Source organism: Thermosulfuriphilus ammonigenes (assembly GCF_011207455.1).
Classification (GTDB): domain Bacteria; phylum Desulfobacterota; class Thermodesulfobacteria; order Thermodesulfobacteriales; family ST65; genus Thermosulfuriphilus; species Thermosulfuriphilus ammonigenes.
Genome location: NZ_CP048877.1, coordinates 2,219,858 through 2,235,532 on the forward strand (window position 1 = coordinate 2,219,858; position 15,675 = coordinate 2,235,532).

At 49.7% G+C, this 15,675-nt stretch carries 15 protein-coding genes; 4 read left to right on the top strand and 11 right to left on the bottom strand.

Features of this window, described 5'->3' with window-relative positions; translation table 11 throughout:
* Positions 1–38 precede the first annotated feature (38 nt).
* The gene (locus tag G4V39_RS10875) at positions 39–470 is read left to right on the top strand and encodes a glycine zipper family protein (protein WP_166032962.1); all 432 of its coding nucleotides are present in this window, start codon (positions 39–41) and stop codon (positions 468–470) included.
* A gap of 120 nt (positions 471–590) precedes the next feature.
* Here the strand turns inward: G4V39_RS10875 and G4V39_RS10880 are convergent, their stop codons facing one another.
* Positions 591–1,307, bottom strand: coding sequence for an N-acyl homoserine lactonase family protein (locus G4V39_RS10880; protein WP_166032963.1), 717 nt, complete (start codon positions 1,305–1,307; stop codon positions 591–593).
* A 192-nt stretch (positions 1,308–1,499) separates the two neighbouring features.
* Here G4V39_RS10880 and sixA point away from each other — a divergent pair, with 192 nt between their 5' ends.
* Positions 1,500–1,988: a phosphohistidine phosphatase SixA gene (sixA, locus tag G4V39_RS10885; protein WP_166032964.1), complete on the top strand. Its 489-nt coding sequence runs from the start codon at positions 1,500–1,502 to the stop codon at positions 1,986–1,988.
* Between the two features lie 2 nt (positions 1,989–1,990).
* On the opposite strand, the gene G4V39_RS10890 is transcribed toward sixA, so the two are convergent.
* The 5 genes from G4V39_RS10890 to G4V39_RS10910 form a co-directional block, all read right to left on the bottom strand.
* Positions 1,991–5,032, bottom strand: coding sequence for an AIR synthase-related protein (locus G4V39_RS10890; protein WP_166032965.1), 3,042 nt, complete (start codon positions 5,030–5,032; stop codon positions 1,991–1,993).
* Positions 5,033–5,166: 134 nt separating this feature from the next.
* Complete coding sequence (gene cydB, locus G4V39_RS10895; protein WP_166032966.1) at positions 5,167–6,192, bottom strand: cytochrome d ubiquinol oxidase subunit II; 1,026 nt, start codon at positions 6,190–6,192, stop codon at positions 5,167–5,169.
* 18 nt (positions 6,193–6,210) lie between these two features.
* Positions 6,211–7,548 carry a cytochrome ubiquinol oxidase subunit I gene (locus tag G4V39_RS10900; protein ID WP_166032967.1) on the bottom strand — a complete coding sequence of 446 codons (1,338 nt, stop codon included), beginning with the start codon at positions 7,546–7,548 and terminating at the stop codon, positions 6,211–6,213.
* Between the two features lie 180 nt (positions 7,549–7,728).
* Positions 7,729–8,148 (bottom strand): RrF2 family transcriptional regulator, encoded by a 420-nt coding sequence (locus G4V39_RS10905; RefSeq protein WP_166032968.1) that lies wholly within the window; start codon positions 8,146–8,148, stop codon positions 7,729–7,731.
* An 80-nt stretch (positions 8,149–8,228) separates the two neighbouring features.
* Positions 8,229–10,370: a sensor domain-containing diguanylate cyclase gene (locus G4V39_RS10910; RefSeq protein WP_166032969.1), complete on the bottom strand. Its 2,142-nt coding sequence runs from the start codon at positions 10,368–10,370 to the stop codon at positions 8,229–8,231.
* Positions 10,371–10,535: 165 nt separating this feature from the next.
* Between G4V39_RS10910 and G4V39_RS10915 the strand changes: the two genes are divergently transcribed.
* Positions 10,536–11,303 carry a DUF72 domain-containing protein gene (locus tag G4V39_RS10915; RefSeq protein WP_166032970.1) on the top strand — a complete coding sequence of 256 codons (768 nt, stop codon included), beginning with the start codon at positions 10,536–10,538 and terminating at the stop codon, positions 11,301–11,303.
* A gap of 15 nt (positions 11,304–11,318) precedes the next feature.
* Here G4V39_RS10915 and G4V39_RS10920 read toward each other — a convergent pair whose 3' ends face one another.
* The 4 genes from G4V39_RS10920 to G4V39_RS10935 form a co-directional block, all read right to left on the bottom strand.
* The gene (locus tag G4V39_RS10920; RefSeq protein WP_166032971.1) at positions 11,319–11,582 is read right to left on the bottom strand and encodes a hypothetical protein; all 264 of its coding nucleotides are present in this window, start codon (positions 11,580–11,582) and stop codon (positions 11,319–11,321) included.
* Between the two features lie 76 nt (positions 11,583–11,658).
* Entirely contained in the window at positions 11,659–12,261 is a 603-nt protein-coding gene (locus tag G4V39_RS10925) for a hypothetical protein (protein WP_181494239.1), read from the bottom strand.
* Positions 12,262–12,263: 2 nt separating this feature from the next.
* Positions 12,264–12,779, bottom strand: a complete 516-nt coding sequence (locus G4V39_RS10930) for a hypothetical protein (RefSeq protein WP_166032973.1) — start codon at positions 12,777–12,779, stop codon at positions 12,264–12,266.
* Positions 12,780–12,798: 19 nt separating this feature from the next.
* A complete protein-coding gene (locus G4V39_RS10935; RefSeq protein WP_166032974.1) occupies positions 12,799–13,314 on the bottom strand; it encodes a Spy/CpxP family protein refolding chaperone in 516 nt (171 codons plus the stop codon).
* Positions 13,315–13,592: 278 nt separating this feature from the next.
* Here G4V39_RS10935 and G4V39_RS10940 point away from each other — a divergent pair, with 278 nt between their 5' ends.
* Positions 13,593–14,576: a methyltransferase gene (locus G4V39_RS10940; protein WP_166032975.1), complete on the top strand. Its 984-nt coding sequence runs from the start codon at positions 13,593–13,595 to the stop codon at positions 14,574–14,576.
* On the opposite strand, the gene G4V39_RS10945 is transcribed toward G4V39_RS10940, so the two are convergent.
* Entirely contained in the window at positions 14,554–15,606 is a 1,053-nt protein-coding gene (locus G4V39_RS10945) for a hypothetical protein (RefSeq protein WP_166032976.1), read from the bottom strand. The genes G4V39_RS10940 and G4V39_RS10945 overlap by 23 nt on opposite strands.
* Positions 15,607–15,675 lie beyond the last annotated feature (69 nt).

Genomic DNA, 15,675 nt, shown 5'->3' on the forward strand with positions numbered 1-15,675 from the left:
TTGCTTTTCCTGGGAGTTAAAAGCTCAGGAGGTGTCCCATGAGACGAATTCTTTCCCTGGCTCTTGTCCTTGGTCTTTGGATTTCTCTCAGTGCCTGTGTGACTACCCAGCAGAATGCAGCCACTTACCAAGGAGCTGGTGCCGGAGCGGTCATTGGTGCTGCCGCTGGAGCTCTGCTCGATCATCACAATCCCTGGCGGGGAGCGGTTATCGGAGGTGCTCTTGGGGCAGCCTTTGGGGGCACCCTGGCTGATATTTCCAGCCAGGCCAGCTATCAGGCGGCTAGAACCAATCAGCAGGTAGTTTATAGGCAGGGGCCTACAGTGGTTGAAGCCACACCCGTGCCTGCCACCCACAACGCCGAGACTACTTGTCGCAAGGTCCGTAAAAGGATCTGGAGAAATGGGACCCTTATTACCGATAGAATAGAAGAGGTCTGTGAGGGCCAGAAGAAGGAATATACCTACTAGTTAAGTAATAATCAGCGCCTCTCCCCAAAACCTCCTCCACCCCTCCCCCGAAAGGGGGAGGGTTTTTTGTTTTAAGTGATATGTTCTAGCCTCTGCCAAGAAGGCAAATGGGGTTTCTCTTTAAGGAATCTTTTTCTTCTGCCCGGGCCAGACAGCATGAAGGGGTATTAAAATATCTCCCATCTCCCGAACCTTCTGGGCACTTTCCCAGGCTAAAATGGCATCAAGGTGGACCCCAGGGGCTACAGCTGGCCCCACTTGAGGAAAGTTGGCCTCGTTACAGCAGAAGCCAGTAATAACTGCTGTTCCCGAGGAGGTATTTACCAGAACCGTTTGACCACCGGCGGTGTGTCCCGGAGTAGGAACAACCCTTATTCCGGAGTAGATTTCTTCCTCTCCGTCTATCACCACGACCTCCCTTACTCCCTCCAGGACATCTGGATAATAACGGTGGTCGATGGGATGAGGATTCTGCCAGAATTCGTACTCCCTTCTCTGGACATAAACAGTGGCCCGAGGACAGCGGTTGTCATTTTCGCAGTGGTCATTGTGAAGGTGGGTGTGAATGATGATGTCTATGTCTTCTGGGCGGAGGCCAACTCGGGCCAGGGCCTGATCAAACTCCAGAATCTCCCATCCATAAGAGGTAGCTACCTCCTCCGGGACGACGAACTGCTCAAGTCCGGTGTCAATGAGAATGTTCTTGTCTGCTCCTTTGAGAACAAAGACATAGATGGGGATCCAGATACGTCTTCCGTAACCTCGTAAGTAAGTCATTATACCCTGATCTGTCTCGTTAGCTCCAACTACCAAGGGATAAATGGTGTATTCCGTCATGATCCATCCCTCCTTTCAGTGGAAAGATAAGTTCAAGTGAAATTTTTTCTAGAGATATTTTTGTAAATGGAGCCTACACTCAAGCCAGCTTTATAAAAATTTTGTAAATAAAAAGTTCGAGACCCCTTCGGTTTGACAGAGAGGAACAAAAGGCCAATTTTTTTCTCGAAAAAAGAAGAGGGGGGATCGCTTATGGAGCTTTATCTCATGCAACATGGACGACCTCTCCCTGAGGCCGAAGATCCCGAAAGGAGATTGAGCCCTGACGGCCAGATAGAGGTAAGGACTACAGCTCGAGCCATGAAAAATTTGGGTATTTTGCCAGATCTCATCCTGGCTAGCCCCAAGGCCCGGGCCAGAGAGACGGCTGAAATTGTGGCTGATACCCTAGGTTATGACCTGAATAAAATTGCCATTCATCAAGAGTTTAAACCTTTAAGCCCACCTTCAGAGTCGGTGGCTGTGCTCAAAGGATACCGATCTGCCAACCGGATCCTGGTGGTAGGCCACCTTCCTTCGGTGGCCGAGATAGTTTCCTATCTGGTGGCGGGAGTCCCTGGGCTTAAGATCCACTTCAAGATGGCCGGACTTTGCGCCCTGGCCACCTCTGACCTTTCTCCGGGTTCAGCAGAGCTTCTTTGGCACCTGTGGCCGGAGCATCTTCTTCTTATCGCCCGTTAAGGTTACCAGGCTAAAGGGGCCTTCCAGCTTTCTTTAAGGGAGAAGATGTCCTCGCCCAGGAGATCTTCTCCCCGCCAGGTGATTTTAAGGAACGGTTCTTCTATTATCCGTCCAATGCAAGAGACTGTCTGGCCGGCAAAGAGGGCTTCAAAATCGGCAACTTTGCTCGGGGAAACGGTGACTACTATTCGACTGGCCGACTCGGAAAAGAGCAAGTAGTCGGGGCGCGGTTTTCCCTCATAAGGGAGGTCGTCCAGAGAGATCTCCATACCCAGCCCTCCAGAGAAGGCACATTCGGCCAAGGCAACCGCCAGACCACCATCTGAGCAGTCATGGGCCGAGGCCACCAGCTGCTTCCTTATTGCCTCTCCTAGGGCCAAATAGCGTTGGCGGGCCTCTTGGGCCCAAACGTGAGGCACCAGGCCTCCTTTAAGGCCCAGATGAAGGAAGTACTCCGAGCCCCCAAGTTCCTCCCGGGTGGTTCCCAAGATATAGACCAGATCCCCCGGTCTTTTGGCCTCCATGGTCTGAGCCTTGCGGATATCAGGCACCCTTGCCACTACCGAGAAGAGCAGGGTGGGGGGGATGGAGATCTTGAGGCTTCCATCGGGCAATACCTGGCCTACCTGATAGGGGTTATCTTCGGTTGAAAGCCCCAACCCGGCAGCCAGATAGTCGTTTTTCATGCTGTCTTTTCCAGAGATGCAAGGGACACCGAAGGTGGTTGTCAGGTCATAGAGGGCCTGGTTGGCCCTGACAAGTTGGGCCAGCTTATGATGTCCATCGGGAGTTTTTTCGCTTTGGATAGGGTCGCACCAGCAGAAGTTGTCTAAGCCGGCCATGTGTTCCAAATCTCCCCCTACGCAGACAGCATTTCGGATGGCCTCATCGATCGCGTTAGCCGCCATCCAGTAGGTGTCAAAATCAGAGAACTTGGGACAGATCCCGTGAGCGACAGCCACTCCCTCAAAGGAGTCTAGCTCTGGTCTGAGGACAGCCGCATCGCTTGGTCCGTCGGCGGTGATTCCTACCAGGGGCTTAATCACACTGCCTCCCTGGACTTCATGATCGTACTGGCGAACGACGTATTCCTTAGAACAGACGTTAAGTCGTCCGAGAATACAGTGAAGAAGCTCGGCAAGGGAATTAGGCTCTGGTGGAGAGACATCTTTTGCCGGCGGCGGGTCCCAGACGGCGGTGAGCTCTAGTTTGGGAACACCTTTGTGGAGAAACTCAAGGTCCAGGAGGGCAACGGTCTGGCCATCATACTTGACGTGGAATCTGCCCGAGTCGGTGAATTGGCCGAGAACAGTAACCTCGACCTGCATCTTCTCAGCCAATTCAAGAAAACGTTGGATCTTGTCGGGCGGTACGGCCACGGTAATTCGTTCTTGAGCCTCGGAGAGGAGGATTTCCCAGGGCTGAAGGCCGGCATACTTAAGAGGGGCCCGGGCCAGATCGATCTCAGCTCCACCAGACTCCCGGGCCATCTCTCCCACAGAGGAAGAAAGCCCACCGGCGCCATTGTCCGTAATAGAGGTGTAGAGGCATTCATCTCTGGCTAACAGAAGAAAATCGGTCATCTTTTTCTGGGTGATGGGATCACCTATTTGGACAGCGGTAGCCGGACTGCCTTCGTGCAACTCCTCCGAGGAAAAGGTGGCTCCGTGTATTCCATCCTTGCCGATTCGTCCTCCACACATAACCACCAGATCCCCGGGCCGGGCCCCTTTGATATGGGAAGGCTCCTCACAGACCTCCGCCGGCATTATCCCTCCGGTACCACAGAAGACCAGGGGTTTGCCGAGATATCGGTCATCGAAGACAATCGAACCGTTAACGGTGGGAATTCCGCTTTTGTTTCCTCCGTGTTCCACCCCTTCTCTCACCCCTTCAAATATCCGTTTGGGGTGAAGAAGTCTGGGGGGAAGGGGACGATCCCAGTCAGGAGGGGCGAAGCAGAAAACGTCGGTATTAAATATCAGGCTGGCCCCCTTACCCGTGCAGAAGGGGTCACGGTTTACCCCAACAATGCCCGTAAGGGCTCCACCATAGGGGTCAAGGGCTGAAGGGCTGTTATGGGTCTCGACCTTGAAGGCCAGACTCAGGCGGTCATTCAACCTGATAACTCCGGCGTTATCTACGAAGACGGAGAGACAAAAGTCTTTTTCTCCCTTGGCCTTTCGGATCTCCTCTGTGGCCCGGACAATATAGGTCTTAAAAAGACTATCTATGACCGTGGTCTGGCCTGTGGTTTTATCAGTGTAAGTGATTCGGGCATTAAAGATCTTGTGTTTACAGTGTTCGGACCAGGTCTGGGCCAGGGATTCAAGTTCTACATCAGTGAGACGGTGATCCAAACCATAGCGTTTTCTTTCGGCAACCACTTCCGGTCTCCGGAAGAAGTCTCTTATGGTCTGCATCTCTTGGAGGTTGAGGGCCAGCAACCTTTCGCGGGAGAGCCTGAGAAGTTCTTCATCACTAAGAAGGTTAAGATCAAAGTATTCTACTTTAATGGTGGTCTCTTCCTGAACCTTAGGGGGAGGGGTTAAGAGGCCTTTCTGGAAGTCGAACTCTTCTCGGGAGACAATCCACCAACGCTGGATAAGCTCATTGGCCAGGAGTTCACGGGCGATACGTTGGCAGTCTTCTCGGGAAAGGTCTCCTTTAAGAAGATATTGGGTGGCCGTGTAGATGGTCTCCTGGGGAGCGAGCTCTCGTTTAAGGAGGATCTCTAAGGCCTCTCGGGCCACACGCCCTTCGTTGTCGGTTACACCCGGGCGGAAGCCTACCTGAATGAGCCAGTCAAAATCTTTGGCCAGGGGACGATCAATGGCCACTGTCTGGGTGACCGGATCGTGCAGGGCCTCTTTGGCCAAGGCCTCGAGGGCCGTTTGGTCAATATCGGCCTCGATCTGATAGATCTTAATGGTCCGACATTCTTGGGCCGGCAAGTAGAGGTCTTCACGGATCCGACGAAGCACCTTCTCCCCAAAGGCATCTCGAAGATGATCCTTAAGGGCCACCTCTATGCGAGCAAGCATTTTATCCCTCCTGTTGATATGGAGATGATCGCCCTCCGAGAGGGCCAATGGTCCAGAGGATAGCCTAAGGCTGGAGTAATTGCTAGGGGAGCCTCTAAGGGGAGCGGGGCCTTATGGCCCCGCCGTCGTAGTTATCAATAGGCCTCTTCGTAGCTTAAGTCTTCTTCCCGGACTTTTTCCTTAAAAAGATTATATGTCCAGGCCTGGTAAGCGATGACAATAGGCACAAAGACCAGGGCCACTCCAGTCATGATCTTTAGGGTCAGGGGGCTGGAGGAGGCGTTGTAAATGGTCAAAGAGGCCTCAGGGGTAAGACTTGAAGGAAGAAGGCGAGGGTAGAGGCCACCTAGACCGAAAAAAGTAGCTGAGACGATAGTCAGGCAGGAGGCAAACCAGGCCTTCCAGTAGGCCTCTTTGCTCAGAAACACCCGGATAAGGACAAGCCCCACTACGGCCAGGGCAGGAATGACAAAAAGTATGGGATAACGAAGATAGTTGTCATAAAGGTCGGTGGCGAACCAGGTGGCCACCAAAAAGACGGCGGCTATTATTAGCTCAAGAGGCCAAAGTCTGGCAGCCAAAGAGGCCCCGCGCCTGGAGAGCTCTCCGTTGCTCTTTGCAGCCAGCCAGAGACTTCCGTGAACGAGAAAAAGCATCACAAACAGCACTCCTCCCAGCAATCCGTAGGGGTTAAGGAGGGTTAAGAGTCCGCCATGAAAGATCCCTTCTTTGTCGATGGGCAGGCCTTTGAAGATGTTTGCAAAGGCTACACCTAAAAGGAGGGCCGGAATAAAACTTCCTATTACTAGACAGAAATCCCAGAGGGAACGCCAGCCAGGGCTATCCACCTTACCCCTGAATTCAAAGGCTACTCCCCGAACAATAAGGGCAAAGAGCAGGAGGAGAAGGGCGGTATAAAGACCACTGAACATTACGGCGTAGGCCTTGGGGAAGGCGGCGAAGGTGGCTCCACCTGCGGTTATCAGCCAGACCTCGTTACCATCCCAGAAGGGACCCATGGTGTTATAGACTATCCGGCGTTCGGTATCGTTCTTGGCTACCACGGGCATTAGGCTGCCTAGACCTAGATCAAAACCGTCAAGCATAAAATAGACGGCCCAAAGCACTCCCCAGAGGATAAACCATATGGTTTCAAACATGTCTTTCCCTCCTTTCCTTTAGGCGGTAACCGGAGCTACCTGGCTGGATTCTTCTGGAGACTCTGGTCCCTTCTTGGCAAACTTGGCCAGAAGGTAGAAGTCCACCGCTCCCAAAAAGCCGTAAAGAAGAATAAAGGCCACCAAGGACGGCCAGACTTGGGAGGCAGTTATCGGACTTACGGCTTCACTGGTCTTCATTAAGCCATAGACTATCCAGGGTTGTCGGCCGACTTCAGCCACCACCCAACCAGCCTCAAGGGCAATGTATGGTAAAGGTATGGCGTAAAGCATAACCTTGAGGTAGCCCCGGCTCTCAAGGAGCCGATTTCTCTTAAACCAGCCTATAATCGTAAGAAGAGCAAAGAGAAAACCTAAACCGACCATGGTTCTAAAGGCCAAAAAAGTCAGGGTGACAGGGGGGCGCTCTTCGGGAGGAAATTCTTTAAGCCCTTTGACCTCGGCTCCAGGGTCATGATAGGCCAACAGGGACAGAGCTCCTGGGATAGGCAGTAGCTCAAGGGCATTGCTTTCATTCTTCTCATCCGGGATCAGGAAGAGAAAAAGCGGAGCCCCTTTTTTGGTCTCCCAGAGAGACTCCATAGCCGCCAGCTTGGTGGGCTGGATTTTAGCTACTTCGGATCCGTGGATATGGCCCTGGAAGACCTCAAGCAGGGAAAAGATGAGGGCAAAGGTCAAGGCTACCCGGAAGGATTTGGTGAAAAAAGAGATGTGTTGTCTTCGCAAGAGATGATAGGCGCTTACCCCCATGACAAAGAATCCAGAGAGAATGTAAGCCCCACTTACGGTATGAAAAAATTCCTGCCAACCGAAAGGGTTGGTAACCACAGCCATAAAATTATCTAGCTCGGCCCGTCCGTTACGAATGACGTATCCTACGGGGTGCTGCATCCAGCCATTGGCCAGAAGAATCCACAGGGCGGAGATATTAGAGGCCAAGGCCACCAGCCAGATGGTCAGGCAGTGAAGTCGAGGAGAGAGTTTGCGCCAGCCAAAATGCCAGACAGCGATGAAGGTGGATTCCAGAAAAAAGGCCAAAGTAGCCTCAATGGCCAGAAGGGAGCCAAAAATATCACCCACGTATTCTGAGTAGCGGGACCAGTTAGTCCCAAACTGGAACTCTAGAGTAATTCCCGTAACGACTCCTAAGGCGAAGTTAATAAGAAAAAGCTTCCCCCAGAATTTGGCCATTCTCTTGTATTCTTCATCACCGGTTTTGACATAAATGGTCTCAAAGATGGCCGTGAGGATGGAAAGCCCCAGGGTTAAAGGGACAAATAAGAAGTGAAACATGCTGGCCACGGCAAATTGGAAACGGGAAAGCATTACGACATCCATAAGGCCCTCCTAGAGTAAAAATTTTTTATAAAAAGACAGCTCCCCTTCTGAAGGGGCTTTTAGAGACGACCACCCACCAGTTTGTCTTTAAAAAATTAGGCTCATCTTGGTGGCGGTAAAGGGTATTGTGAATATTAGACATCTAAGACCTTATTTATCTTCTTTTTGAGAAAAAATATATTAAATCTTTTGACCTCGGGATTCGGCCAGAAGTTTGTCAAAGGTGGCCTCCTGCAATGTTTCCCTGAGCCTCCTGCGAGCCTTTTCCCAGACATTATGAACCGGGCAGACCTGACTACGAGAGCAGCTTTCTGGTCGGATCACACACTCATTAAGAAAAATCTCTCCAGAGACGGCCTCAACCACCTCAAGGAGAGAGAGAGCCGCAGGATCCTTAAGAAGACGATAACCCCCCCGGGCCCCTTGGAGGATTTCAATGATCCCTGCCAGGGAGAGTTGCTGGGCGATCTTGGCCAGGAAAGGATCCGGTATTTCCATGGCCCGGGCCACCTCCTTTCGGCTGACCACCCTCCCCGGACTTTGCCCGGCGAGGTAAAGAATACAACGTATGGCATATTCTCCGGCGCGGGTAAGTCGCATAAATAAGATATTTAAGATTTTTTTTGTCTTATATATGTGCCCAACCTACCTGTCAAGGATTAATTTTATTCCCTGAAGACTCAATGACCTTTGACTTTTTCTTTAGGTGCCTTGTACCTTTTGGAAGAAAGATAAACTACCTGGTTGCGGCCTTTATTTTTGGCCTCATAGAGGGCTCGATCGGCCAGGTTGATAACCTCTTTTAAATTTTGACTGTCTCCAGGAAACTCCGCCACCCCAATGGAGATGCTTACTCGAGCACTTTTCTCCTCCCAACTGAAGGAGGCCATCTCTACATGCTTTCGGATACGTTCGGCCACCTGGCAGGCTAGCGGTGCTGGCGTATCCGTTAGAAGAATTAAGATCTCTTCTCCTCCGTATCGAATGGCCAGATCCTCTGCCCGGAGTTCCTTTTTAATGATGGAAGATATTTGAACCAGAACTCGATCACCGAAGCCGTGGCCGTAAGTGTCGTTTATGACCTTGAAGTGGTCGACATCAGCCATGAGGACTCCTATAGAGGTTTGCCGCCGAATGGCTCCAGCTACCATTTGGGGAACAAACTCCTCCAATACCCGGCGATTGTAAAGGCCAGTAAGGGTGTCTCGAAGAGATATCTCCTGGAGCCTTCGGGCAAAACGTTTGGCTTCTATGATAGGAGCTGCCTCCTGAAGATAGGCTACCACCTTATCTAAAATAATCCCTCGAGTCTGTTCTAGATGATAGGAGGCCGGAAATAGAAAATGGACAATGCCAATGACTTTACCCCCGACAAACATAGGAAGACAAAGATAGTTTATGAAGTTCTCTGGGAAGTAGTTACAGGTTTCAGAAAAATGGAAGGATGAGGCCCGACTAGCACTCCTGAAAACCCGGCACAAAGCGGGGTTATTGAGAACTTCCATGTTTTCAATTTCTTCCTTGGCCTCTGGTGGCTCAACTACTACTGCCTTGAGGCGTTGGCCACTATCTGAGACTTCATAGATGATAAAATTGTGAAGGTTAAACTTTTGCTTGAAGACCTCGGCTAGGCGTTGATAGATTCCTTGAGCGTCTTCGTCGGTTTCTATGGCCTGTCTGAAGGCGGCCAATTCCCCTAGTTCAAAGACTAACTCGTTTATAGCTCCAGCCAGTAAAGAGATCTCGTTTTCTCCGCGGGCAGCTACAGCCACCTCATCTTCTGGTTCCCGAAGCTTTTTCCCTACAAAACGGGAAATTTCTCGGACCTCTTCCCTTAAGTGATTTAAGGGATGAAATATTCCCTTTTGGATTAGAAAGATAGTGGCGCCAATGGAAACAATAAAGAAACCAACGCTGGGAGGTATTTGATTAAAGATGATAGCCCTTTGTCTGGTCGAGACAAAAGACAGATCGGCCAGACGGATGTACACGGCAATATTACGTCCTGAGAAGTCTTTTATGGGCGCACCTATCAGGGTGTAATGAGAAACTTCGATCTGGCTTCGCCTTTTTAAGGCCTGCCTTAAAAAGGCATTTGATACCAAGGAAGAGAAGGGCTCCGGCAGGGGAGATACAGCCCAGAACTCTCCTAACCGATGATAGTTTCGCGGAGCAGCCGTGGCGTTTATCTCCCGATGAAGATAAAGGGCATTTACGATGTTTTTCCTCTTGCGAAGCCAAAAGGTAAGGTCAGCCAGGTTAGAGAAGACCTCCACACTTCCAAGAAACAATCCTTCTTGATCATATATCGGCACCACTCCCCGGGCGGCTATTCCCATACGACCGGCCTCTATACCCCAGACGGCGGTACCGGTAGACAGGACAGTGACCACTGAATGACGGAAATCAGATAGATCGTCACCAAATATTTCCGGACGCCAGACTCTCAAAAAGGAGATTCCTGGAGGGATATGAAAGTGGATATAACGGGGGATGACTCCACTCTGGTTTATACTGGCTGAGGCCTCTCTGGTGGCTGAAAGAAGCCCCAGACGATCACGCCTCTTAAGGGCCTTTCTTATGTCTGGAAACTGGGCCAGAAGTCTGGCCAGCTGTTGGTTTTCTCGGGCCTTTTCGGCAAAAAAGGCCAAGTCTTCTCGGAGTTCCTGGATCTGGAGAGAAATAAAATTTCTCTTCTGGGCCTCTACCTCTTTAAAGGTATGGTAAAGGGCTATGGCAAAACCCAGGGAGAAGAAGAAACATATAGGAAAGAGGACCTTGATTTCCAGGGATAATTTCTTGATTTTAGGCTGAAGTTTCATAAAAAACTGAAAACTTAAACTTTTTAATATAAATTTTCGGTAAAAAATAAGCAGAAATAAAAAATGTTAAAATATTGGTAATTTACAAGATTTGGCGGTTTGTTCTTGATCTTGTTTGTGGCTTCTTGGTCAGATCAGATAGGTCTTACAGATTAAGAGTAAGCTATGGAAAAAAGAATTTATGTCGGCACCTGTGGCTTCAATATCTCGCTGGCCAGGTATGTACGTCTTTTTGATGCCCTGGAGGTAAATAGCACCTTTTATCGTTTCCCTACAGAAAGAAGCCTTAAAAACTGGCAGAAGATTTTCTCCCAGGCTCAGGGCTTTTTTCTCTCCCTTAAAGCCTACCAGGGGCTGACCCATCCGATATCATCTCCCACCTGGCGACGTTCGAGCCTTACCCGGGAAGAACTTCAAGCCCTTTCTGAAAGAGTGGGCTGTTTAAAACTCACCCCGGAGACAGAGGAGTTTGTCTCCCGAAGTATGAAGTTAATTGCTCGTTTGAAAGCGGATTTTTGGCTTTTTCAACTCCCTAAAAGTTGTAAAGAGAGAGCTGGGGGAATCAAAGCCTTCTTTGAATCCCTGAAAGACAAGTTCGAAACAACCCCCCTTCTTGGTCTGGAGATCCGTTGGTCTGACCCTGATCTTCTTGAAGAACTGAACCGAACCCTTTCCGTGCTTCCAGTCTTTGACCCTTTTATAAATGCTGACCTTACGGAGAGATTTTTTCCCCGGCTATCGACACTCTACCTCCGGCTCCATGGTGGCTATGAGCGTGGCCGAATTAACTACGACAAATCTTATAGTGACCAGGAACTCCTTTGGCTCAGGGGGATGCTCCAAGACTCTGCTGCCGAGAGAATTTTTGTTCTTTTTAACAATTTGCGTATGTATGAAGATGCCCAGAGATTTAAAGACTTAATTACCCTTTAGACCCCCTTTAAATTATTATTTTCCCCTAGTGAGCTCTTCCACCCGCTGGACCAGCTGGGAGACCTGAAGGGCCAGGGAAACACATTGTTTGCCCTCCAAACAGGCCTCTGCCTCGGGAACCTCCAGTCTGGTCTTAAGGACCTCTCCGCCACGCTCGAGGGTTACCAGCCAGGTATTGGTCTCCTGGTCAAAGTCAACCTTGACATCTATATTGCACTGTCCAATCTGGGGATAAATTTCTTGGATTTTCTGGCAAAGAGTTTCCCTGTCTATTTGCATCTGCCCACCTCCTGTCTTTTTTAAAAAGATAATGATTCTCCACCTAACGAATCAATTGAAAAATGGAGAAGAAAGTCTATTTGCCACAGGAGACAACAGGAAGGCGATAGGGACGTCGCTTGGGGCGGTAGCCCGTGATGGTTTCAATCTGTTGGGGGGTGAAGGTCTTGCGGATCTTTATTATAGCCCTAAGACCACCTCGGGTAATTCGATCACAGTTTCTTTTTAACTGATCCAGGATCTCCTCAACAGCTTTTAGATCCATTTCAGGCTGGCTCATGAGTTCCATAAGCTGAGCATTGACCATGTCGTTCATGCTTTGATAGCGCATGAGGGTGAGGTTGAAGCGTTGCATTATTGTCTGAAAGTGCTCCTTTTGTTTGCCTTTTATTTTCAGTTCTGGGGCCAAATCAAGGTATCCTTGGAGCTCACAAAGGCTGGATTTAATTACAAAGTCTGAGGCACCACAGCCTATATAGCCATCGCTTGGTTTACGCCAGCATTCTTGCCAGAGAGTCCCCCTGTTTTGAGGGGCCTGAACCTGAGCCGCTACTCCTCCCTGGAGCCAAAAGAAGAGAAAAATAAAGATGGCCCCGAGGGGCTGAACCAACCGGATCCTCGAGGCCACAAAGAGGATATTTTTGTTCTTGCCTGAAAGCTTGGGACTTTGCTCTCGCATTACTATAGCCTGGGAGTTAACCTCCGGGCCTTGGAGAGCTGCTCTTCCGTTAAGACCTCACGAGCCTGTCGTACATATTCCAGGGAGCGAATCAATAGCCCGCGGCAGGTATCTTGGAGTTCGTTTACCGTTTTATTAATCTTATCCGGAGTTACATCTGGCTGGGCCATGGAACTAATAAGATCCAAAGAGAGGAGCTGAAGTCGGGCCCTTTTTTCCATTAACAGAGTTTGAAACTCAAAACGAATGTTTTTAAGGGCCTCATATTGCTTTTTGGAAAGCTTTAGAAAATCTTTGGCGGCCAGGTAGCTATTTAGCTCTTTAATGACGTTATAAAGAATGAGCCCCGGGGCCGGACATCCCGTCTCCCCTAAGGCCTCTACATCTATGTTTTCCCAACACTTGCCAACCAGACACAATTTTTGAGGGTGTTTCTTAGCAGCGGTGGCCGGGGCGAAGTGGCTTCCAGCAACCACCAAGGCAAGGGTAAGAACTATTACCATCAATAATCTTCTCATATTATTCCCCTCCTTTTAGCTATTCCTCTTTGGCGGCTATTTCTATGGCTTTAGCCCTCTGCTCCGGTGTCAGCAGACTGCGGGCAGTAAAAACGGCCTTGGCTGCATCTTTTAAGGTTGCCCAGCAGAGCTCTTCTATCCTGCTGACTTTTTCCTGAAGGGGTTTCTTACCCGGCCTTTCCTTCATCATTTGTTCGATTAACTCTAAAGTAACAACCTGAAGCTCAGCCCGATTTCTCACCATTTCTATCTGAAAGTCGTGTCTAAGCTTTTCTAACTTTTCTAACTGTTCACTGGTAAGTCCTAATTCATTAGCTAATTCTATGTAACTGTTAAGCTCCTTAAGAGTGTTTTGAATAAATAGAGCTGGAGTCGGACAACCCATTCGGCCTAATTGTGTAACTCCTAACTCCTTCCAGCAACTACCCAGTAAACAAGGTTTTTCCTCCTCTTTGATAGCCTTTGTTGGATTAACTGTTATAAGGCTAACAGTTACAAACATCATTAGAAAAATTATTAAACTCTTCCTTCTCACAGGCTACCTCCTTTTAGGAAATCTTTAGGAAAATTATGATTAATTATATTGCCTTATTTTTCTTGAGAAAATGATAGGAAAAGGAGATACAATTGTCAAGAAAAATGAAAATTGCAACTACCTCTCTGCTAGAGGCCCAAAATTCTTTATTTCGGTGGTTTCAAAGAGAGATCTTTTCTTTCAGATCATCTTTTCGCCCGGAATGAGCCTCCCTGGTCAACCCGTTAATATCTCGATAATCTGCTTTTTTAAATCAGATTAAATTTTAGGAGGAAATTGTGAACCAAGAGAAACGTCGCTGGCTTAAAGGTTTTGTCTTCGGTTTTGCTCCCGGTCTTGTTGTCGCTACCGCGGCCAAGCTTGACCTCTTCTCCCACCTTAAAGGGCCCAGAAACCTTGAAGAGATTGTAAAAGAGACTGGTCTGTCGGCTAGACCTTTGAGAATGATTCTTGATGCCCTTTGCGCTCTCGGACTCCTGAAAAAGGAAAGGAGCTTTTATTTCTTAAGCCCCGATCTGGATGAATTTTTAGGACGGGGGGATATTTTTTCCTACGAAGCCTATCTTAGCCATGGTTTTAACTTGGTTAAAGGGTGGTTAAGGCTTCCTGAAGCCATCTCTGGCGGCCATCCAGAGCCGCAGGGACCTGATCCGGAATTTTTTACCCATCTTACCCGAGGTCTTCTGGCGGTTAACTGGCCTGAGGCCACGGAGCTGGCTGGCCAGCTTAAGTCTCGTGGCTACCAGCGTCTTCTTGATGTAGGAGCCGGCTCCTGTCTTTGGAGTGCTGCCCTATTGAAGGAGCTACCTTCAGCTCGGGCCTGGGCTATAGATTTTCCTCAGGTGCTTGATGGATCAGCCCAAGAGATTGTCCGGCATCTTCATTTGGAAGACAGGTTTGTATTCTTACCAGGGAATTACTGGAAGATATCCTGGGGAGAAGGTTATGATCTTATCATCTTAGGCCATATCTGCCATTCTCTGGGCCCGGAGGAAAACGTCACTCTTTTTAAGAAGGCCCGCCAATCTCTTGCCAGAGACGGTGAGCTGGTCATCATTGAATTTATTCCTGACGAGGGCCGCTGTAGCCCTCTGTTCCCCCTTATTTTTGCTCTCAACATGCTTCTTCACACTGACTCTGGAGACACTTATACGGCCTCCGAATACCAGGATTTTCTGGCCCGGGCCGGTCTTAAGATCAGTGAGAGATTATATCTTGACCAGGGCCACGGGAGCCAGGTCATCGTGGCTCGACCTGAGTGAAGTAAGGTCTGAGGGAAGAGGCCAACTTTTCTGGCGGCATAATAATGAGCTCGGCCCCTAAAAGGCGCTGGATAAAGTAATCATCGGTGCGATAGGCAGGGTAGAGATTCTGCCTGGTGATGATCCGAAGGTGAGGGGAAAACCAGGGTAGGGAGTGGTTCCGGGGAGAAAGATAAAGGGCCAAATTAAAGGTGCCATATCCCAGGGCCTGATAACCCTTGAGGATGGCAGAAAGCCCCCGGGCTAAGTTATCAAGGTCTTCAAACGACAGGGGGTCCTCTTCGGCTATGATTCCTAAAACCTCATTGCTTCCTAGGGGAGAGAAAGACGCCAGGAAGGAAACCCGACCCATCCTGGCCAAAAAACGGACTCCTTGGCTCTCTTCCTCCCTTACCAGGGCCTCCCAGTAATTCTGTCCCCATTTAAGATAAAAGGCCAGGGAGGCCTCCAATACTCTGGCCACAAATGGCGGGGATTCGCGGGAAATATAGACCTGAAAGTGGGGGTGAATCAGGCTGGCCCCAGCCGGAGGAAGATAGTTGGCACACACAGCCGCTATCTGGGCCTCTCCATCCCTTCCAAAGACCCGGTTTATGAAAAACAGCGAGGCCTCAAGGGCCTCTTCCAGTAAGCTTGCTGAGAAGTCTTGGAGCTCGCGGTAGTGGGCCTCCCCCACCGCTACCACCGCATGATATAAACCCACGGGGAAGAGGTTAGGAAAGAGAGTGCACTCTCCCCTGATGACCCGTCCATCGGGTATGAGATCTTCCGGGTATCGTGGAGTAGCCGAGCGAACTTTCTCCGGACACATAAAGCACTGGCTTCGGCCCTCTTCGGCCAGTCGTTTTACCAGATCCCAGTCGTGTTCTCCAAAAAAGAGGCGCTTTTTGTCTTCCAGGATGGGGTTGAAGATAGCCTGATGGCCGAGAAGGGGATCCCAGCGGATTTCAACCTCCTGCTCTTCAAGGGCAAAGTTCTTCAGGGGGTTATGAAAGAGGCGGCGGTGGCGCTCCTGGCGGAAGAGGATCATCTGTAGCCTCCTTAAGGGACCTGTTTCCCAACAAAGATAGAAGACGGGCCAAAAGGTGGCAAGCCTGGA

Bases quoted from the DNA above. Each gene is read 5' to 3' on its own strand.
- G4V39_RS10875 (WP_166032962.1), top strand. From the start codon at position 39: ATGAGACGAATTCTTTCCCTGGCTCTTGTCCTTGGTCTTTGGATTTCT.
- G4V39_RS10880 (WP_166032963.1), bottom strand. From the start codon at position 1,307: ATGACGGAATACACCATTTATCCCTTGGTAGTTGGAGCTAACGAGACA.
- sixA (WP_166032964.1), top strand. From the start codon at position 1,500: ATGGAGCTTTATCTCATGCAACATGGACGACCTCTCCCTGAGGCCGAA.
- G4V39_RS10890 (WP_166032965.1), bottom strand. From the start codon at position 5,032: ATGCTTGCTCGCATAGAGGTGGCCCTTAAGGATCATCTTCGAGATGCC.
- cydB (WP_166032966.1), bottom strand. From the start codon at position 6,192: ATGTTTGAAACCATATGGTTTATCCTCTGGGGAGTGCTTTGGGCCGTC.
- G4V39_RS10900 (WP_166032967.1), bottom strand. From the start codon at position 7,548: ATGGATGTCGTAATGCTTTCCCGTTTCCAATTTGCCGTGGCCAGCATG.
- G4V39_RS10905 (WP_166032968.1), bottom strand. From the start codon at position 8,148: ATGCGACTTACCCGCGCCGGAGAATATGCCATACGTTGTATTCTTTAC.
- G4V39_RS10910 (WP_166032969.1), bottom strand. From the start codon at position 10,370: ATGAAACTTCAGCCTAAAATCAAGAAATTATCCCTGGAAATCAAGGTC.
- G4V39_RS10915 (WP_166032970.1), top strand. From the start codon at position 10,536: ATGGAAAAAAGAATTTATGTCGGCACCTGTGGCTTCAATATCTCGCTG.
- G4V39_RS10920 (WP_166032971.1), bottom strand. From the start codon at position 11,582: ATGCAAATAGACAGGGAAACTCTTTGCCAGAAAATCCAAGAAATTTAT.
- G4V39_RS10925 (WP_181494239.1), bottom strand. From the start codon at position 12,261: ATGCGAGAGCAAAGTCCCAAGCTTTCAGGCAAGAACAAAAATATCCTC.
- G4V39_RS10930 (WP_166032973.1), bottom strand. From the start codon at position 12,779: ATGAGAAGATTATTGATGGTAATAGTTCTTACCCTTGCCTTGGTGGTT.
- G4V39_RS10945 (WP_166032976.1), bottom strand. From the start codon at position 15,606: ATGATCCTCTTCCGCCAGGAGCGCCACCGCCGCCTCTTTCATAACCCC.